This is a genomic window from Lelliottia sp. WB101 (genome assembly GCF_003051885.1).
Taxonomy (GTDB): domain Bacteria; phylum Pseudomonadota; class Gammaproteobacteria; order Enterobacterales; family Enterobacteriaceae; genus Enterobacter; species Enterobacter nimipressuralis.
On the sequence record NZ_CP028520.1, the window covers coordinates 4,447,115 to 4,467,377 of the forward strand.

The 20,263-nt window shown below is 55.6% G+C and carries 16 protein-coding genes and 1 pseudogene; 4 read left to right on the forward strand and 13 right to left on the reverse strand.

Annotated elements, in window-relative coordinates; genetic code table 11:
- Nucleotides 1–21 precede the first annotated feature (21 nt).
- From glnK to DAI21_RS21570, 4 genes are all read right to left on the reverse strand, one after another.
- Nucleotides 22–360 carry a P-II family nitrogen regulator gene (gene glnK, locus DAI21_RS21555; protein WP_012016323.1) on the reverse strand — a complete coding sequence of 113 codons (339 nt, stop codon included), beginning with the start codon at nt 358–360 and terminating at the stop codon, nt 22–24.
- Between the two features lie 219 nt (nt 361–579).
- A complete protein-coding gene (locus DAI21_RS21560) occupies nt 580–2,361 on the reverse strand; it encodes a SmdB family multidrug efflux ABC transporter permease/ATP-binding protein (RefSeq protein WP_107704139.1) in 1,782 nt (593 codons plus the stop codon).
- Nucleotides 2,354–4,126 (reverse strand): SmdA family multidrug ABC transporter permease/ATP-binding protein, encoded by a 1,773-nt coding sequence (locus tag DAI21_RS21565; RefSeq protein WP_107704140.1) that lies wholly within the window; start codon nt 4,124–4,126, stop codon nt 2,354–2,356. Before DAI21_RS21565 ends, DAI21_RS21560 begins: the two co-directional genes overlap by 8 nt.
- Before the next feature lie 42 nt (nt 4,127–4,168).
- A complete protein-coding gene (locus DAI21_RS21570; protein ID WP_102104285.1) occupies nt 4,169–4,627 on the reverse strand; it encodes an Lrp/AsnC family transcriptional regulator in 459 nt (152 codons plus the stop codon).
- Nucleotides 4,628–4,743: 116 nt separating this feature from the next.
- Between DAI21_RS21570 and DAI21_RS21575 the strand changes: the two genes are divergently transcribed.
- Complete coding sequence (locus tag DAI21_RS21575) at nt 4,744–5,790, forward strand: PLP-dependent cysteine synthase family protein (protein ID WP_107704141.1); 1,047 nt, start codon at nt 4,744–4,746, stop codon at nt 5,788–5,790.
- A gap of 55 nt (nt 5,791–5,845) precedes the next feature.
- On the opposite strand, the pseudogene cof reads toward DAI21_RS21575, so the two are convergent.
- The 3 genes and pseudogenes from cof to DAI21_RS21590 all read right to left on the reverse strand — a co-directional run.
- Nucleotides 5,846–6,658, reverse strand: a pseudogene (gene cof / locus DAI21_RS21580) (HMP-PP phosphatase); the annotation flags it as partial.
- 150 nt (nt 6,659–6,808) lie between these two features.
- Entirely contained in the window at nt 6,809–7,993 is a 1,185-nt protein-coding gene (locus tag DAI21_RS21585; RefSeq protein WP_107704143.1) for an amidohydrolase, read from the reverse strand.
- Between the two features lie 15 nt (nt 7,994–8,008).
- Nucleotides 8,009–9,199, reverse strand: a complete 1,191-nt coding sequence (locus DAI21_RS21590; RefSeq protein ID WP_107704144.1) for an MFS transporter — start codon at nt 9,197–9,199, stop codon at nt 8,009–8,011.
- Nucleotides 9,200–9,390: 191 nt separating this feature from the next.
- Here DAI21_RS21590 and DAI21_RS21595 point away from each other — a divergent pair, with 191 nt between their 5' ends.
- The 3 genes from DAI21_RS21595 (at nt 9,391) to queC (ending at nt 12,786) form a co-directional block, all read left to right on the forward strand.
- A complete protein-coding gene (locus DAI21_RS21595) occupies nt 9,391–10,302 on the forward strand; it encodes a LysR substrate-binding domain-containing protein (protein ID WP_107704145.1) in 912 nt (303 codons plus the stop codon).
- Nucleotides 10,303–10,322: 20 nt separating this feature from the next.
- On the forward strand, nt 10,323–12,023 hold the full coding sequence (locus DAI21_RS21600; protein ID WP_107704146.1) for an SgrR family transcriptional regulator: 1,701 nt from the start codon (nt 10,323–10,325) through the stop codon (nt 12,021–12,023).
- 67 nt (nt 12,024–12,090) lie between these two features.
- Nucleotides 12,091–12,786: a 7-cyano-7-deazaguanine synthase QueC gene (queC, locus tag DAI21_RS21605; protein WP_107704147.1), complete on the forward strand. Its 696-nt coding sequence runs from the start codon at nt 12,091–12,093 to the stop codon at nt 12,784–12,786.
- A gap of 43 nt (nt 12,787–12,829) precedes the next feature.
- Here the strand turns inward: queC and DAI21_RS21610 are convergent, their stop codons facing one another.
- From DAI21_RS21610 to clpX, 6 genes are all read right to left on the reverse strand, one after another.
- A complete protein-coding gene (locus DAI21_RS21610) occupies nt 12,830–13,228 on the reverse strand; it encodes a YbgC/FadM family acyl-CoA thioesterase (protein WP_095281007.1) in 399 nt (132 codons plus the stop codon).
- Between the two features lie 98 nt (nt 13,229–13,326).
- The gene (locus tag DAI21_RS21615) at nt 13,327–13,713 is read right to left on the reverse strand and encodes a helix-hairpin-helix domain-containing protein (protein WP_102104292.1); all 387 of its coding nucleotides are present in this window, start codon (nt 13,711–13,713) and stop codon (nt 13,327–13,329) included.
- 148 nt (nt 13,714–13,861) lie between these two features.
- Nucleotides 13,862–15,736, reverse strand: coding sequence for a peptidylprolyl isomerase (gene ppiD, locus DAI21_RS21620; protein WP_107704148.1), 1,875 nt, complete (start codon nt 15,734–15,736; stop codon nt 13,862–13,864).
- Between the two features lie 211 nt (nt 15,737–15,947).
- Complete coding sequence (gene hupB / locus DAI21_RS21625; protein ID WP_010428111.1) at nt 15,948–16,220, reverse strand: nucleoid-associated protein HU-beta; 273 nt, start codon at nt 16,218–16,220, stop codon at nt 15,948–15,950.
- Between the two features lie 210 nt (nt 16,221–16,430).
- Nucleotides 16,431–18,785: an endopeptidase La gene (lon, locus tag DAI21_RS21630; RefSeq protein WP_100777403.1), complete on the reverse strand. Its 2,355-nt coding sequence runs from the start codon at nt 18,783–18,785 to the stop codon at nt 16,431–16,433.
- 181 nt (nt 18,786–18,966) lie between these two features.
- A complete protein-coding gene (gene clpX / locus DAI21_RS21635) occupies nt 18,967–20,241 on the reverse strand; it encodes an ATP-dependent protease ATP-binding subunit ClpX (protein ID WP_095281003.1) in 1,275 nt (424 codons plus the stop codon).
- Between the last annotated feature and the right edge of the window lie 22 nt (nt 20,242–20,263).

Below are 20,263 nucleotides of genomic sequence, written 5' to 3' on the forward strand. Positions count from 1 at the left end.
TCACTGTGTGCCAGGAGTTACTTACAGTGCAGCTTCGTCAGCTTCGCCCGTACGGATGCGAATGACGCGCTGCAATTCGGCAACGAAAATTTTGCCGTCGCCAATTTTTCCGGTGTAAGCCGCTTTGCTCACCACATCAATCACCTCATCGAGTTGATCGTCAGCGATAGCCACATCAATCTTCACTTTAGGCAGGAAGTTGACGCTGTATTCGGCTCCGCGATAAAGCTCCGCATGGCCCTTCTGACGACCAAAGCCTTTCACTTCGGTAACCGTCAGTCCCTGAATCCCCATTGAAGACAGTGCTTCACGAACGTCTTCGAGTTTGAATGGTTTGATGACAACCGTAACCAGCTTCATAGTTCCTCTCCAGTCAGAATTCGATAATGGCCGCGTTTTACAACAGAGGTATTGCAAGGGGTGTGCCAGAGTTTGAAAAGGCGAAGAAATCAGGCGGCAAAGGCAGGAAATGGCTCTTCTGAAGAAATGGATAAAAAAAACGCACCATGACAGTGCATGGTGCGTTTCATTTTTGCACCAACAGAAATCCCTGTTAGCGCGGTGCTTAATTTTGGTGCATCAGGCGCTCAGAGACTCCTCTTCGCGCGTGCTGGCGGCCAGCTCTTCTCCGGCCAGCTGCAGCTGGTACATTTGCCAGTAACGTCCTTTCGCTTCCAGCAGCTCGCGATGCGTGCCGCGCTCGACGGCTTGCCCACGATGCAGCACCAGAATGGTATCAGCATCAACAATCGTCGACAGACGGTGCGCAATCACCACCAGCGTGGTCTTCTCCCGCACTTCCGCCAGCGCCTGCTGAATGGCCTGCTCGGTGCCGGAATCAATGCTGGCCGTCGCTTCGTCGAGAATGAGCACCTGCGGCGTTTCAATCAAGACTCGCGCCAGCGCCAGCAGCTGCTTCTGTCCCACGGAGAGGTTATTCCCCTGCTCGCCCAGTTTTGTGTAAATCCCATCGCTCATGGTGCGTGCCAGATCTGCCAGCTGGACTTTCTCCAGCACCGCCCATACCTGTTCCTCACTAAACGGACGGCCCAGAGTGACGTTGGCAAAGAAGGAGTCGGCCATCACCACCGGGTCCTGCTGCACCATCGCAATCCCCTTGCGCAGCACGTCGTGGCTCAGGGTGGAGAGCGGACGGCCATCAAGACGAATTTCACCGCTCGTAAGCGGGTAATACCCCATCAGCAGGCTGGCGAGGGTACTCTTACCGCTGCCCGTGTGACCCACCAGCGCGACAAAGCTGCGCGACGGGATATCGAGATGAATGTCCTGCAGCACCAGACGATCTTCGCGATAGGCAAAGGAGGCATGATCAATCTCGATCGTGCCGCTTTTCAGTTCGCGCTCGTCGTCGCCGTAGGTTTGTCGTGGACGATCCATCAGCTCGAAGACGCGTTCACCGGCGACCACCGCCTGCTGCAGAATGGATTGCTGTGTCGTCAGTTCGATCAGCGGCTCGTTCAGACGCCCGAGGTAGCTGATAAACGCGTACAGCACACCCACTTCAATCGTGCCGCCCGCGCCGAAACCAAACAGCATCAGCAGACCGCACAGCACCAGCGCCGAAAACAGGCTCAGCAGCGGACGCAGGAGGAAACCGTCCAGACGCAGGGTTTGCATGCGCGCCATATAGTGCGAGCGGCTCGCCTCACCCATGCGTTCGCCAAAACGTGCCTGCTGGCGGAACTGCTGAATAACGCTCATGCCGTTGATGACTTCGTTAAAACCGTCATTGATATCTGCCAGATAGGCGCGAACCCGACGCACAATCGGCGTGCTGTAACGCTGGTAAATCACCATGACGATCAGCACCGCCGGGAAGATGGTGATTGCCACCAGCGCCATACGCCAGTCGAGGCTGAACATTGCCACCAGCATGGCGCCGACGAGCGCGGCGCTGCGCAGCACCGTGGCGACCACGGTCACGTACAGGTCGCGGATCACTTCCGTATCGTTGGTGACGCGGGAGATCACCTGGCCGACGGGCTGGATATCAAACTCGCTCAAGGGCTGGCGCAGGGCCGCATCCATCACGTCGGTGCGCAGCTGTTGCACTACGCCGACCGCCGCCTGGTTAAACAGCAGCGACTGAGCATAGTGCAACGACGCCGCCAGCAGCTGAAGCCCGACGTAAGCCGCGCCCAGCCCGGCAACCAGGCCCAGCGGCAGATAGCTTTTGGCGACCATGTTGTCGATGAAATAGCTGATCAGCAGCGGGCCACTGACTTCGGCAATCGCCGCCACCCACAGCATCACCACCGCGATAGAGAGCGGTTTTCGCCACGGCGAACCGTAGGCCAGCAGGCGTTTCAGGGTCGGCCACAGCTGGGTAAACTTACGCATGGGTGGCCTCCTCGTTCAGATCTGGCGCATCGTCCAGGGCCGCCTCCAGCTGTTGATAGCGGTGCATATCGCGATACCACCCGGGCTGTTCCGCAAGCTGATCGTGGTGCCCGCGCTGGGCAATATGCCCGTGCTGCATCACCAGAATTTCGTTTGCTTCCGTCAGGGCCGAGAGACGGTGGGCGCTGATAATCACCGTCCGCCCTTCGCCCCACTGACGCAGGTTATGCAGGATCTGGTGTTCCGTGCGCCCATCGACCGCGGAGAGCGCATCGTCGAGGATCAGAATTTCGGCATTCAGCAGCAGCGCACGCGCAATGGAAATACGCTGTTTTTGCCCGCCCGACAGCATCACGCCGCGCTCGCCCACTTCGGTGGCATAACCCTGCGGCAGGCGCAGAATATCGTCGTGGACGCTGGCCAGGCGCGCTACGTGCTCAATCTCTTCCTGCGTCGCCGTGGGATGGCCCAGCGCGATGTTGTTGGCAACCGTATCCGAGAACAAAAACGGCGTCTGGCTGACGACCGCCAGGCGGCTGCGCCAGGCGTCCAGCTGCAGGCGCGTCAAGGGAATATCGTGAAAACGAATGTCCCCCTGGGTGACATCAAAGTGACGCTGAATCAGCGACAGCACGGTGCTTTTCCCGGCACCGGTTGGGCCGCAGATCCCCAGCATCTGTCCTGGGCGCAGCGTAAAGTTGACGTTTTCCAGCGTCGGGCGTTCGGTTTGCGGATACGAAAACGCCGTAATCGCCACCTCCAGCACACCGCGCCCTTCCGGCACGGATTCGCTGCCGTCGTTCACCACCGGTGCTTCCGCCAGCATCGCGCGAATACGGCTGTACGCCGCGCTGCCGCGTTCGACGATATTAAACATCCACGCCAGCGCCAGCATCGGCCAGATCATCAGCCCGAGATACATGGCGAAGCTGGTCAGCTGACCAAGGGTCATGGAGCCGTTAACCACCATCCAGCTCCCGCCGCCGATTGCCAGCAGATTGGCGGTGCCAATGGCGATATAAATTGTCGGGTCAAAGCGCGCATCAATTCGCGCCACGCGCAGGTTTTTCGCGCCGGTGTCTGCGGCATCGGCGGCAAACTGCGCCGACTGGCGATCTTCAAGGCCAAAGGCTTTGATCATGCGGATGCTGGTCATGCTCTCCTGCGTTCTGTCGTTCAGAGAGGAGAACGCCGCCTGGGCCAGCTTGAAGCGCTCGTGTAACTGTTCGCCGAAGCGGTTGATGGCCAGCGCCATGATGGGCATTGGCAGCAGCGCCAGCAGGGTGAGCTGCCAGCTGATTTGCGTCGACATTACGATCAGCACCGCGCAACCCATCACCAGCGAATCAACCAGGGTTAACACCCCTTCCCCGGCGGCAAACACCACGCGATCCACGTCGTTGGTGGCGCGTGCAATCAGATCGCCCGTACGATGGCGCAGGTAGAATTCAGGATGCTGGCGGCTGAGCTGACGATAAAAATCTTCGCGCAGCTCCACGGCGAGCTGATACGACGCGCCGAAGAGCAGCACGCGCCAGACGTAGCGCAGCAGGTAGACAATCACCGCAGTCAGGACCAGCGTGCCGATCCACATCATCACCCGTGCGGTGGTGTAATGTTGTTCTGTGACGCCGTCCACCACATATCCCACCACTTTCGGCGGAATGAGCTGGAGAATGGCAATAATAATAAGCAGGGCCACTGCGCCGAGATAGCGTCGCCACTCCCGGCGGAAGTACCAGCTTAACTGAGCAAATAATCGCACGCGGTAAATTCCTGAAGGTATTGTTCCGGCAAGGCCTGGAAGTTATTCAATGGGTAAAGCGGTGGTGTATTTAATCTGTTCCATGGCGAAGCTTGAGGTGACATCCGACAAGCCCGGCACGCTGTTGACCAGCCGTTTGTAGAAGTCGTCATAGCGTTTCATGTCCGCCACCTGCACGCGCATCAGATAGTCGTATTCCCCTGCCATGCGCCAAAAACCGAGCACTTCGGGCATATCAGAAACCTCGGTGACAAACCGGCAGTACCAGTCGCTGCTGTGGTGCTGCGTTTTTATCAGAACAAACGCGGTCAATCCAAGCCCCAGTTTTTCGGGATCGAGCAGCGCCACGCGGCCCAGCAAAACGCCGTCGTCTTCCAGTCTTTTTAGGCGTTTCCAGCAGGGTGTGGTGGTCAGATTAACGGCATCAGCGAGCGCCTGCAAAGAGAGGGTGCAGTCCTTTTGCAGCAGAGAGAGCAGCTTACGGTCAATTTTATCTAACATACCCCGCCTCACAGAGAATAATTTTCTCCTGACATTCTATTTTAAAGGCCAGATAGCAACAATTTTTTCTGTGCTTTTCGTTATCCTAGGCACAAAATGACAAATGGATACACACGATGAATAGCACCTGGGTCAAACACGCAATCAGCGAAATCAATGCCGACTATCAGCGCTCGGCGGACACCCATCTTATCCGCCATGCCCTGCCGGGGTTTTCCGGAATTCAGCTCTACCTGAAAGATGAAAGCACTCATCCAACCGGCAGCCTGAAGCATCGTCTGGCGCGTTCGCTTTTTCTGTATGGGCTGTGTAACGGCTGGATCAACGAGGGCACCACGATTATTGAGTCATCGTCGGGTTCGACTGCCGTGTCCGAGGCCTATTTCGCCCGTCTGCTTGGCCTGCCGTTTATCGCCGTGATGCCCTCCTGCACCGCAAAACGCAAAATCGAGCAGATCGCGTTTTACGGCGGACGCTGTCATTTTGTTGAAAGCGCCTGCGAGATCTACGCCGCGTCAGAAATGCTGGCCCGCGAGCTGAACGGCCATTACATGGATCAATTTACCTTCGCCGAACGTGCAACCGACTGGCGCGGGAATAACAACATTGCCGACAGTATTTTCCGCCAGATGAAGAATGAACCGCATCTGGAACCGTCATACATCGTGATGAGCGCGGGCACCGGCGGGACCTCTGCCACCATTGGCCGCTATATTCGCTGCCAGGGTTACGATACAAAACTGATGGTGGTTGACCCGCAAAACTCCGTGTTCCTCGACTACTGGCAAAACCGTGACGCCAGTCTGCGCAGCCCGGTGGGCAGTAAAATCGAAGGTATCGGCCGCCCGCGCGTGGAGCCGTCGTTTATTCCTGATGTGGTCGATGAGATGCTGCGTGTGCCGGATGCGGCAAGTGTCGCCACCGCTCACTGGCTGGAAACGCAGCTGGGCCGTAAAGTGGGGGCCTCCACGGGGACTAACATGTGGGGCGCGCTACAGCTGGCCGTACGGATGCGCGAAGAGGGCAAGACCGGTTCTATCGTCACGCTGCTGTGCGACAGCGGAGAACGCTATCTGGACACCTACTACAACGCGGACTGGGTGAAAGCTAATATTGGCGACATCGAGCCGTGGAAAGCGCAAATAGCGCAGATGACAAAATAAAAAAAGCCAGACCGATAAACATCGACGTCTGGCTTGCTGGAAGGGTCTCACTATTCGGGGAATACGGGAGGTTTGGTTTATCCAGCCAATGAGTCAAAAAATGGGACACCGCTTCGTTACGGCAATGTCCGATAACCGGGAGATGCGACAGCTCAGCAATCAGCTGCGGCATCGCATTTCCCATAATCACACCGCGACCTACGCTGCCCAGCATTTCGCGGTCGTTCATGGCATCGCCAAATGCCATACAATCCTGCATCGTTAAACCGAGGTGGTCGCTCAGGACCGCCAGCGCAGACCCTTTGTTGCATCCCACCGGCAGCACTTCGAGACACTCCACCGCCGAGAAGGTCAGGTTCGCACGGTCGCCTAACGCTTCGTTAAGCTGAATGCGCAGACGGCACAGATCGTCGTGATCGCCGCAGAAACAGATTTTCGTCACCGAGTGCGCAGGAATACGGCGCAGATCCGTCAGCTGGTAGCGAAAACCGCTGTAGACGTGCGCTTTCAGCAGTTCAGGGATCTCTTCGCCCGTCAGCCAGCCGGTGTCGTTAAACACGTGAATACTGGCCTGCGTATCCCAGGTGCTGTGCAACACCAGATCTGCCACTTCCGGGTCCAGATCCTGACGATGCAACATTTCGCCTTCCACCGAGTGAATGCGCGTACCGTTGCCGGTGATGAGAAAAGCATCCATCGACAGTTTGCCGAGCAGGTGGCGCATCTCCAGAACATGACGGCCCGTGGCAAACGTCAGGGTGATATCACGCTCATGCAGCCGCTTCAGCGTGCTCAGGGTTTTCTCTCCTAAGCGGTGATCCGGCATTAAGAGCGTGCCGTCCATATCAAATGCTGCAAGCCGCGCCATGATGACTCCGAAAATGTGATGGGGTTAATCTGGGTATCAGTATTGCCCGCGATATACGGAAGTAATAGTGAATAGATGATTATTATTGTTCCGGGTTTTCTACAGGCGTAAAAAAACGCTGCGGGTGCAGCGTTTTGATGGGGGATAGAATCAGGCGTGATTAAGAAGCAGGTGCTGAATAAATCCGACATGCAGTCTGACGCCCGTCTGCAACGCCGCTTCATCCAGACGGAAGCGCGGATTATGTACGCCGTAGGTCGCCCCGATGTGCTCATTGCCGCTGCCGATAAACAGGAAGCAGCCCGGTACTTTTTGCTGATAGGAAGAGAAATCTTCGCCACCGAACAGGGGATGCGCAATCTCCCGCAGCGCCTGATCGCCGAGCGTCGCGCGAATCACTTTGCGGGCAATCGCACAGGCCTCGGGATGGTTATTGCCGCTGGCGTAACCCCGCGTCCAGGTCAGGGTAAACTGCGCGCCGTGCGCGGCGGTAATGCCCGCAATAATTTGCGCCATCTGCTGTGGCACCTGCTGACGCACGCTGTCGTGATGGGTTCGCAACGTCCCCGCCAGTTTGATGCGCTCCGGGATGACGTTATAGCTTTCTCCGCTCTGGAAGGTGGCGATGGTCAGGACCGGTACCTGAAGCGGGTCGGTGCGACGTGACACCACATTTTGCAGGGCCGTCACCACTTCCGCGCCGATCACCACCGGATCAATGCACAGATGCGGCATCGAGCCATGCCCGCCCTTGCCCACAATGGTGATATCAAAATTATCCGTTGAGGCGCAGAAGACGCCCTCTTTCAGCCCGACTTCTCCCGTCGGGAAATTCGGCATCACGTGCAGCCCGAAGATTTTTTCCACCCCGTCGAGCACCCCGAGATCAACCAGCTCCTGCGCGCCTCCCGGCGGCACCTCTTCGGCGTGCTGAAAGATAAAGCGCACCGAGCCGTGCAGCATCGACTGACACTGTGTCAGTACTTTCGCCGCCCCGAGCAGCATGGCGGCATGCGCATCATGGCCGCAGGCATGCATCACGCCCGGCACCGTCGAACAAAAGGGTTCGTCGTTCTCTTCCTGGATGGGCAGCGCGTCAATATCGGCACGCAGCGCATAGCATGGCCCGTCATACGCCCCTTTCAGATCGGCAATGACGCTGTTGGGCGTCAGGCGCGTCAGCGTTAAACCGCCAAAACTGGCCAGCGCATCGGCAATATAGTCCGCCGTTTTATGCTCCTGAAATGAAAGCTCTGGATGAGCATGAATGTGTCTGCGCCAGCGCAAAACGTCCTCTTTCACATCAGCCAGCATCGCTTCAATCGTAAATGCCATCACATGTCTCCTCAGTTAAGCCGCATCGCTCAAAGCGGGGCGCGTTTTCAGCGCCAGCGGCAACATGGCAAGCCCGGCAACCACCATTGCCAGCGCCAGAAAAACAAACGTCGAGAGGTAGTCGCTACTAACGGTAATCAAATACCCCATTGCAATCGGGGCGACAAAACCGCCCAGCGTCCCACCGGTGTTGATAATCCCCATCGCCGCGCCCATCACCTCCGGCGGCAATCGTTTCATGGGTAATGTAAATACGGTCACGAAAGCGGCCATCAGGAAAACATAACCAAAGAACAGCAGCAGCCCGGCGGTGAACGCCGAAGTGGAGGTGTAGACCAGCCAGATGCAGACTGCGCTTAGCAACGCGCAGCAAAAAATCACTTTTGGCTCCCTCCCCTGCATATAGCGCCCCACCAGCCATCCCGTCGCCAGCGACGAGATCCAGATACCCAGCCCTCCAGCGGCCACCACCAGCCCGGAAATATCCAGCGACATTCCGCGCTGCTGCACCAGATATTTCGGCAGCCACGCCATCAGGCCGTAGGACGGAATGTTGATGCAGAAGATCGCGACAAACAGCAGCACCACAATGGGATTTTTCAGCAGCTCACGATAGCCTGTGACTGCGCCGGTGTGCGGTTTGACCGGCGTCGGATTTGGCACCCACAGCATAATGGCGACGGCAATCGCAAAGGCCAGTAGACCGAGGATCGAAAAAGAGCCGCGCCAGCCGAGGGAATTCAGGCTGTAGACCGCAATCAGCGGCCCGGCAGTCATGGCGAAGCCGGCCGAGGAGAGCAAAATCGACTGGGCGAAAGTTCTCTTCTCCAGGGAGAAGTTCGAGACCACCGCTTTGGCGCAGGAGCAGGGATAACCGGAATGGCCGATCCCGGATAAAAAACGAAAAGTGACCAGCAGCCCCAGGCCGAATCCCAGCATCCCAAAGCACAGGGCGAAGCCGCCGAGCAGACAGAGTGAGACGCTCAGCACTTTCTTGTAGCCAAAGCGATCGTTCAGCCAGCCTGCGGGGATTTGAAACAGGGAATAGGCGAGAAAGAAGATCCCGGTGATATAACCCAACTGCTCAGGCCGAAGATCAAATTCACGTTCAATGGGCAACAGCGCAAATCCCATCACCGTCTTGTCGAGATACACCACCACATAACCGACAAAGAGCAGGAAGATCATCAGGAAACGATTTTTCATAGCCGATATCCCTTTTGTTATCACCCCGCCAGAGAGTTGTCGACAGGTGAAATTAAAATGCGACATGCATCACATAACAGACTGAACAACAACAGATTATGTGGATTCTTCCTCGACGTTAGCAGCTTTGCCACCCGGCCATAAGATACAATTTTTGTACAGGTGATACTTTTTACTGATAGGGGTACGGGTTGCGCTATCTGCCGAAATTACAGCAACTGAAGGTTTTCCAGCAGGTTATCCGCAGCGGCAGTATTCGCGGTGCGGCCAGAGCCTTAGGGCAATCTCAACCGGCGGTCAGCAGAACGCTGCGCGAACTGGAACAGACTCTGGAGACGCGGCTGATTGTGCGCGGGAATCAGGGGATGACGCTGACGGAAACCGGGCGGGCCTTTTCTCAGCGGATGCAGTTTATTCTGGAGGAGCTGGAGCGAGCGGCCGATGAAATTCGCCAGATCGATCAGTTTTCGCAGGGGGCGGTGGCGATGGGCATTTCATCTCTGCTGGCCCTGACGGTCTTTCCGGCACTAAACGACGCCTTCCGGACGCAGCTTCCTCACTCCACGCTGCGGGTGAAAGAGGGGCAGCTTTCGATGCTGTTGCCCGCGCTGCGGGAGGGGCGACTGGATTTCGCTGTCGGGACGGCAGGCCCAGGCTTACCCCTGGACGATCTCGTGCGCGAGCCGCTGTTCAATGCCTCCTTCGGCATTATTGCCCGCAAAGGCCATCCTCTGGCGCAGGCCACCACCTTCGATGCGTTGCAAAATGCGCGCTGGGTGTTGCCGGAGACCGATATGGGGTATTACCAGCAGCTTCGGCTTTCAGCGAACGATTTTCTGCCACAGCTGGCGGAAACGCCCGTGCGCACGGACTCGATGATCTCAGGGCTGAGTCTGGTGTTACAGTCGGATTATCTGACCATTGTGGCGCGTGCGATGCAGGCTCCGTTCGGTTTACAGGATCAGCTCTGCCTGCTGAATATTGACGGCCTTCCGCAGGCCGAGTATCACGTGCTGTATTCGCAAAAATCGCCGCTGACGTTCGCGGCGCGCCGACTGCTGGATCTGCTGCGTCACCATTGTCAGGCGTATGACTGGCACTAACTTTTCAACGGGCACCGAAGATGCGTCAACTCAACAGACTGAATCAGTTTCAACGCCTCTGGCAGCCCTCTGCCGGTGAGCCGCAGCAAATTACCGTCGCGGAACTGGCGGAACGCTGCTTTTGCAGCGAGCGGCACGTGCGTACGCTGTTGCGCCAGGCGCAGGAGGCTGGGTGGCTGAGCTGGAGGGCACAGTCCGGGCGAGGCAAACGCGGCACATTAACCTTTCACGTCACCCCGGACCGCCTGCGCAATGAGATGATGGAGCAGGCGCTGATGCGCGGACAACAGCACGATGCGCTAGAGCTGGCGCAGCTGGCCGCACCGGAGCTGCGCGCCTTGCTGCACCCTTTCCTCGGCGGCCAGTGGCAAAACGATACGCCCACGCTGCGAATTCCCTACTACCGTTCCCTTGATCCGCTCCATACGGGCTTTTTGCCGGGACGCGCGGAGCAGCACCTGGTCGGACAGGTCTTTTCCGGGCTGACGCGCTTTGATGACGACAGCCGCGAACCTGCCGGGGATCTTGCCCATCACTGGGAAGTGTCAGCCGATGGCTTACGCTGGCATTTTTACATCCGTTCGACGTTGCACTGGCACAACGGCGATAAGGTCGAAACCGCACAGCTGCGCGCGAGCCTGCTCGAACTCTTTGCCCTCCCCGCCCTGCGACGGTTGTTTAACAGCGTGCTGAACGTTGAGGTAACGCATCCTCAGTGCCTGACCTTTGTATTGCATCAGCCTGATTACTGGCTGGCGCATCGTCTGGCCAGTTATTGCAGCCGTCTCGCCCATCCGGAGCGTCCCCTGACGGGCTGCGGCCCGTTCCGGTTAACGGTGTTTGAACCCGATCTGGTGCGCCTGGAAAGCCATGAGCAATACCATCTCAGCCACCCGTTGATCAAAGCCATTGAATACTGGATCACTCCGCAACTGTTTGAGCAGGATTTAGGCACCAGCTGTCGCCATCCGGTACAAATCGCGATAGGGCAGCCCGACGAACTGGCTAATCTGCGTCTGGTCAGCAGCAGCACCAGTCTTGGCTTTTGCTATCTCACGCTGAAGCAGAGTGGCCGCCTGAGTAAAAGGCAGGCGCAGCGGCTCATCACGATTATCCATCACACGACGCTTCTGCACACCCTGCCACTGGATGAAAACCTGATTAACCCCGCGCACGAATTGCTGCCGGGCTGGACCATTCCCGAATGGCCGCAGTTGCGGGATGTTCCTCTCCCCGACACGCTGACCCTGATTTACCATTTGCCCGTTGAATTGCACACCATGGCTGAACAGCTCAAACAGTATCTGGCAAAGCAGGGTTGTACGCTCAACGTCATTTTCCATGATGCTAAAACCTGGGACGGCTGCGGCAATCTGGCCGAAGCGGATCTGATGATGGGTGACAGACTGATCGGCGAAGCACCGGGGTATACGCTTGAGCAGTGGTTGCGCTGTGATACCTTGTGGCCGCATCTGCTCAGCGCACCGCAGTATGCTCATCTTCAGGCAACGCTGGATGCGGTACAGACGCAGGTCAGTGAGCACACGCGGCACAGCGGTTTGCAGTCGATTTTCACCCATCTGATGGAGAATGCGGTTTTAACGCCTCTCTTTAACTATCAGTATCAAATCAGCGCTCCGCCGGGAGTGAACGGTATTCGCCTTAATACCCGCGGCTGGTTTGATTTTTCGCAGGCCTGGCTTCCTGCCCCGAACGCGTGAAGAAGCTGGTCGCCAGGCGTGCCAGACGTTACCATATTGTTTTTACCGATACTGTTGAGACCTATTTATGAAACGTGCCGTCGTCGTGTTCAGCGGAGGACAGGATTCCACCACCTGTCTGGTTCAGGCCCTGCATCAATATGATGAAGTGCATTGTGTGACGTTTGATTATGGTCAGCGCCATCGCGCTGAAATCGACGTGGCCCGCGAACTGGCGCTGAAACTGGGCGCACGTGCGCATAAAGTGCTGGACGTCACGCTGTTAAACGAACTGGCTGTCAGCAGCCTGACGCGCGACAGTATTCCTGTCCCTGACTATGAGCCTGATGCCAGCGGCATTCCCAATACCTTTGTACCGGGCCGCAACATCCTGTTCCTGACGCTCACCGCGATTTATGCCTACCAGGTAAAAGCGGAGGCGATCATCACCGGCGTGTGCGAAACCGATTTTTCCGGCTACCCGGATTGCCGCGACGAGTTCGTGAAAGCGCTTAATCACGCCGTGGATCTGGGTATGGCAAAAGAGATTCGCTTTGAAACGCCGCTGATGTGGCTCGATAAAGCCGAGACCTGGGCGTTAGCCGATTACTGGGGCAAACTGGATCTGGTGCGTAATGAAACGCTGACCTGCTACAACGGCATCAAAGGCGACGGCTGTGGGCAATGTGCCGCCTGTAACCTGCGCGCCAACGGTCTGAATCATTACCTGGCCGATAAGCCTGCAGTGATGGCGCTGATGAAGAAAAAAACCGGGGTGAAATAAGCCCTGGCGCGGCCGGGTGAAGGACATTCACCCGGTCGCAATATTATTCGATTAACAGATCCAGCTTCTCGCGTAACTCGCCTTCTAACGGCAGCGCTTTCTGCGTTTTTAAATCAATGCAGACAAAGGTAATCAGCGCATCAGCCACCACCTGCCCTTCCGGGTCCAGCGTCACGACCTGACTCAACACGCCGCTTTTACCATTTAACTGCTGCAACTGGCTCGTCACCGTCAGGCGATCGCCCAGCACCGCAGGACGGCGGTAGTTGATATTGATATTGGCAACCACAAAAGCGATGTTGTGCGCCGTGAGCCACTGGAAGCTTTCGCTGTTTTCCAGCCCGTCCCAGCGAGCCTCTTCGAGGAATTCGAGATAACGAGCATTATTCACATGCTGGTAAACATCGAGATGGTAACCGCGTACTTTGATCTGAGTCTGCATAGCGCACTAGCCCTGAAATTGTTATAGGATGAGAGGTCATAACTGGTATGACCTCTTTATCCTGGCAAAATTTTGCCACTGTGCAAGTTATTGTGTGATTACAGTGTCAGGTGCGTGAGGTTGCGCTCAACCAGCGCGTTACCGATCCCCGGTACCTGCTTCAGATCGTCGACGGTTTTAAACGGACCGTATTCGTCACGATAGCCGACAATGGCCTGCGCTTTTTTCAGCCCAACGCCATTCATGACGCGCGCCAGATCCTCTGCCGAGGCAGAGTTGATACTTACCCGGGTACCTTCGTCGTCGGTCGCTTTAGTGCTGGCTGTCGCCTTAGGCTGGGAAGCTGCCGCGTCCGGCGTGGTGGCTTCAGCCGTCGTCGCAACAGTATGCGCCTTCGCCGCCGGTGTCGCCGCCAGTGCGCTAAAACTCATCCCCGTTGTGGCGATCGCAAGCGTCATTAAAAGTGCTTTGATTCCATGTTTCATGCTGTTTTCTCCTTGTTTGTTGACAGCGAAGCCACAATACCCGCCCTCAAAAACAACAACAAACAGCAGATTTCAGAAATGGAAAAGGCCGCGTAAGCGGCCTTTAAATATTGCAGTGCGTTGCGAAAATCTGCGAGCAGCGCCGTAATTACTGCTGCTGCGTGATGATATCGCCCAGCTTGATTTTAGCGTCTTTGCGCAGGTTGCTCATCAGTGCTTCGAAAGCGATCTGGGCGTTGTTCTGGGTGATCCCCTGAACCATCGCTTTTTTCTGCTCTTCCGGCATGGTGCCTGCTTTCACTTCGTCAAGCGCCAGCAGAACGATGTTGCCCTGCATGTCAGACGCCGTACCAAAGCTCGGTTTGTCTTTCGCAGGCAGGCTCAGACCAAATGCCGCCTGGCTCACCGGATCCTGACCTGTACGGCTCAGGGTTTTCGCCTCACCGAAGCTCAGACCCGCCGCTTTCAGCGCCGCATCACCTTTACCTGCTTTCAGCTCAGCCAGCAGTTTTTCTGCATCCAGCTTCGCCTGCTGTTCAGCTTTGTTGTGTTTGACCAGAGTAGCAATCTGATCTTTCACAGCCTCCAGCGGTTTGATGGTTTCGGCTTTATGCTCCGAAATACGCAGAACGAACGCACGATCGCCGTCAACGGTGATGATGTCAGAGTTGCTGCCCGGCGTACCGTTCTCACCGACCAGACCACCGTTGAAGATGGCATCGGCAACCGGTTTGAAGTTCAGCTCTTCAGGCAGGTTGTCGTGACCGAACCAGCCTGTTTCTACGGCTTTCACGCCAGCAGCCTGCTCAGCACCCGCCAGAGATTCGTTGTCATTGCTCGCCGCGTCGCTCACTTTCTGCTGCAGCGCGTAGTACGCATCCAGCGCTTTCTCTTGCTTCACTTTCGCGGCGATATCATCGCGAACGTCAGCCAGCGGTTTGGTTTTCGCAGGCTGGACATCATCCAGACGCGCCACCAGGAAACCGACAGAGGATTTGATCACACCGGACAGCTGGCCTTTCTCTTTCAGGCCCGCGTTTTTCAGCTCGTCTGGCGTAGTAGCGTCTTCCAGCCAGCCCATATCACCGCCGTTTTTCGCAGAGATGATGTCGGTGGATTTCGTTTTCGCCAGTGTCGCAAAGTCGGCGCCTTTAGCCAGCTCGTCGACAATCGCCTTAGCATCGGCTTCAGTTTTGGTCTGAATGACGCTGTAACGGTTACGCTGCGCCTGAGTGAACTGATCCTGGTGCTGGTCGTAGTAAGACTGTACTTCGCTGTCAGACGCTGTTTCCGGCATCGCTGCGGCGTCCAGCTTGATGTAGCTCACGCGGAACTGCTCAGGTGCGGTGAAGTTGTTTTTGTTCTGCTCGTAGTAGGCTTTGATCTCGTCGTCGCTGACTGACTGTTTTGCCGCCAGTGCGTTGACATCAATCGTTGCGGTGCGAACGACACGCTGCTGAGCCACCAGGGCTGCCAGCTCGTCGGTTTCGCCCTTAAGCATGAAATCGGTACCGACTACCGCGTTAATCAGTTGCTGTGTGGTCAGCTGATTACGCAGCGCCTGAGCGTATTGATCCGGCGTCATCCCCATCTGATTAACGATGGCGGTGTAGCGGGAGTTATCGAATTTACCGTTAGACTGGAAAGCCTGAGTCGCGAAAATGGCCTTTTTGACCTGCTCATCGCTAATGCCCAGCCCCAGGTGTCGGGAATACTGATCGAGCAGCGCTTCGTCGATAAGACGATTCACGGTCTGCTGACGGAGGGTTTTCATGTAGCCTTCGTTCGCTGCAAGCTCAGAGAACTGTTCGCCCAGCTGTTGCTGCATGCGATTACGTTCCCCGGCAAAGGCATTTTCAAACTGCCCGCGGCTGATTTCCTGGCCATTCACTTTCGCGGCGTAGTTGCTACTACCGCCAATCAGGTATCCACTCACACCGGTCAAAATAAACGACACGATAATGATACCGAAAATAATCTTGAGCACGAGACTGTTAGCAGCCGTGCGTAAGTTGTCCATCATGGTGAAACCACACTCCGCTGTAGGTGACTGGTGACCTCACGCTGGGGAAAATCCTGACCGCAGCGCGTAAGGTTGTATTGTGACAAGAAACCGGGGTAAATGTCAGCCCACAACGCGCATAAACTCGCATAAAGTCGCGCTGGACAAACAAAAAAGGCACATCAAATGATGCGCCCTTGTACTTTTCAACTTCCCTTGAACGAGAAAGCGATCAGTTTACTGCGTCTTTCAGTGCTTTACCTGCACGGAAACCTGGCACTTTAGCGGCAGCGATGGTGATCTCTTTACCGGTCTGAGGGTTGCGGCCAGTACGGGCAGCACGCTCTTTAACAGCAAAAGTACCAAAACCTACCAGCGCAACGTCATCCCCGGATTGCAGAGATTCAGTTACAGAGGCAATTAATGCATCTAACGCACGTCCAGCCGCAGCTTTAGAGATATCAGCACCCGCAGCAATTTTGTCAATCAGTTGAGATTTATTCACTGTTCTCTTCCTCTCTTTATAATTTATATCGCGCCTGAATCCTTCACGACGCGACCGCGCAGCAGTTATATCAGGCCTGCCATGACCTTACAACACCCGTTGTTGATGGCTAACCCAATCAGCAATCTAAATTAGCTATACAAAAAAAGGCTGGCAAGTGAGAAATCACCTGTCAGCCTTGTTTTTCTTAGCGCTCTTTGCGCGAGGTCACTATTTTGCGGTTACGACCTGCATTCCAGAGGGCTCATTCTGCAGCGCGAGGCTCAGAACTTCCTCAATGCGTTTCACCGGATGGATATCCAGATCGGCGATAACATTGTCAGGAATCTCTTCCAGATCACGTTTGTTCTCATGCGGGATCAATACGGTTTTAATACCACCGCGGTGTGCAGCCAGCAGTTTTTCTTTCAAACCACCGATCGGCAGCACCAGACCACGCAGCGTGATCTCACCCGTCATCGCCACATCAGCACGCACCGGGTTACCCGTCAGACAGGAGACCAGCGCGGTACACATCGCGATACCGGCACTTGGGCCGTCTTTCGGCGTAGCCCCTTCAGGAACGTGGACGTGAATGTCACGTTTTTCGTAGAAGTCAGGATTAATACCCAGCTTCTCCGCACGCGCACGGACCACGGTCAGCGCTGCCTGAATGGACTCCTGCATGACTTCGCCCAGAGAACCGGTGTACGTCAGCTTGCCTTTACCTGGCACACAGGCGGTTTCGATGGTCAGCAGATCGCCGCCCACTTCCGTCCATGCCAGACCGGTCACCTGGCCCACGCGGTTTTCGTTATCGGCACGGCCATAATCAAAGCGCTGTACGCCCAGATATTCGTGCAGATTGTCGCCGTTGATCTCGATGTGCTTCAGGGATTTATCCAGCAGAAGCTGTTTAACCGCCTTACGACACAGTTTAGAGATTTCACGCTCAAGACTACGCACGCCCGCTTCACGAGTGTAGTAACGAATAATGCTGATAATCGCACTGTCGTCGACCGTAATCTCGCTCTCTTTCAGCGCGTTACGCTCAATCTGTTTCGACAACAGATGGCGCTTGGCAATGTTCAGTTTTTCGTCTTCGGTGTAACCGGACAGACGGATCACTTCCATACGATCCAGCAGCGGAGCCGGAATGTTCATGGAGTTGGAGGTCGCTACGAACATCACATCGCTGAGATCGTAGTCCACTTCCAGATAGTGATCGCTGAACGCCACGTTCTGTTCTGGATCTAACACTTCAAGCAGAGCAGACGCCGGATCGCCACGCATGTCCGAAGACATTTTGTCGATCTCATCGAGCAGGAACAGCGGGTTTTTAACGCCCACTTTCGCCATTTTCTGAATCAGTTTACCCGGCATGGAGCCGATGTACGTGCGACGGTGACCGCGAATTTCCGCTTCATCACGCACGCCGCCGAGCGCCATACGGATGTATTTACGTCCGGTAGCTTTGGCGATGGACTGACCTAGGGAGGTTTTACCCACACCAGGAGGCCCTACCAGGCAAAGAATCGGGCCTTTCAGCTTGTTCACACGGCTCTGAACCGCAAGATACTCAAGGATACGGTCTTTAACGCGCTCAAGGCCGTAGTGGTCGGTATCGAGGATCTCTTGCGCCTGACGCAGGTCTTTTTTGACCTTGCTACGGGCATTCCACGGTACCTGCACCATCCATTCGATATAGCCGCGAACCACGGTCGCTTCGGCCGACATCGGAGACATCATTTTCAGCTTCTGCAGTTCTGCTTCAGCTTTCTCTTTTGCCTCTTTCGGCATTTTCGCCGCGTCGATCTTACGCTTCAGCGCTTCGTTTTCGTCTGGGGCGTCGTCCATCTCGCCGAGCTCTTTCTGAATGGCTTTCATTTGCTCGTTCAGATAGTACTCGCGCTGGGATTTCTCCATCTGCTTTTTGACGCGGTTGCGAATGCGTTTCTCAACCTGCAGCAGATCGATTTCGGATTCCATCATCGCCATCAGATATTCCAGACGCTCGTTCACGTCGGACATCTCCAGCACGGACTGTTTATCAGCCAGCTTCAGCGGCATGTGTGCAGCGATGGTGTCCGCCAGACGCGCAGGATCGTCGATGCTATTGAGCGACGTCAGCACTTCTGGTGGGATTTTTTTGTTCAGCTTGATATAGCCTTCAAACTGGCTAATCGCCGTGCGCACCAGCACTTCCTGCTCACGCTCGTCGAGCTGCGGCGACTCAAGATACTCCGCTTTGGCAGAGAAGTGTTCGCCATCATCAGAAAGCGTAGTGATACGCGCACGCTGCAAGCCCTCTACCAGCACCTTCACGGTGCCGTCAGGCAGCTTCAGCATTTGCAAAATAGAGGCCACGGTCCCGACGGTGAAAAGATCGTTTACACCCGGCTCATCCGTTGATGCTTCTTTCTGCGCCACCAGCATGATTTTCTTATCATGATCCATGGCGGCTTCAAGGCAACGGATAGATTTTTCCCGCCCTACAAATAAGGGTATGACCATGTGCGGATAAACCACCACATCGCGCAGCGGCAATACGGGGATTTCAATGCGTTCAGAACGCTCAGGATTCATAGAGCTCTCTCTTAGTTTAGTGTCCGCCAGGTAAGCAGGTCATGTCACTGTGTTACACAACCATAAACATGTAACCAGTATATGGGGATGTTTCCCACACATTCAACGCTATGAATAAGGAAAAATAAAAGGGGAGATAAAATCCCCCCTTTTTGATTAACTGCTTGTATGATTTGGCTAATTATTCGCCAGACGCCTGCTGGGCTTCCGGTTTGCCATACATCAGCATTGGTTTAGATTGGCCGCTGATAACGGATTCATCGATCACCACTTTTTCGACATCTTCCATGGACGGTAAATCGTACATGGTGTCGAGCAGCGCCGCTTCAACGATAGAGCGCAAACCACGCGCACCCGTTTTACGGACCATCGCTTTCTTCGCAATAGCGACCAGCGCTTCGTCACGGAACTCCAGATCCACGCCTTCCAGATTGAACAATGCCTGATACTGCTTGGTCAGCGCATTTTTCGGCTCTTTCAGGATCTGAATCAGCGCATCTTCACTCAGCTCATTCAGCGTTGCCACTACCGGCAGACGACCGATGAATTCAGGAATCAGACCAAACTTGATCAAATCTTCTGGCTCAACCTGCGACAGCAGTTCGCCTTCGTTCGCTTTCTCGGACTTGGCTTTCACCGTCGCGCCAAAACCAATGCCGGAGCCGGTTTCAACACGGTTGGCGATCACTTTATCCAGCCCTGCGAACGCGCCACCGCAGATGAACAGGATCTTAGAGGTATCGACCTGCAAGAACTCCTGCTGCGGATGTTTGCGTCCACCCTGCGGTGGAACGGCGGCAACTGTACCTTCGATAAGCTTCAGGAGAGCCTGCTGCACGCCTTCGCCCGATACGTCACGGGTGATGGACGGGTTATCGGATTTACGAGAGATTTTGTCGATCTCATCGATATATACGATACCGCGCTGGGCTTTCTGCACGTCGTAGTCACACTTCTGCAGCAGCTTCTGAATGATGTTTTCTACGTCTTCACCCACGTAACCGGCTTCGGTCAGCGTGGTAGCATCAGCCATGGTGAACGGAACATCCAGCAGACGTGCCAGCGTTTCGGCCAGCAGCGTTTTACCGGAACCCGTTGGGCCGATCAGCAAAATGTTACTTTTGCCAAGCTCAACGCCATTGCTGGTATCGCCGTTACGCAGACGTTTGTAGTGGTTGTACACTGCAACTGCCAGCACCTTTTTCGCCGGTTCCTGGCCGATAACGTAATCATCAAGATGATGACGGATCTCGTGCGGAGTCGGCAATGCGCTGCGCTCACGATGAGGCGCTACTTCTTTAATCTCTTCGCGGATAATGTCGTTACATAAATCGACACATTCGTCGCAGATATACACGGACGGCCCGGCAATCAGTTTTCGCACTTCATGCTGGCTTTTGCCGCAAAAAGAGCAGTACAGCAGTTTGCCCGAACCATCTTTGCGTTTATCTGTCATGAGTCCAAACCTCTTTTTAAGT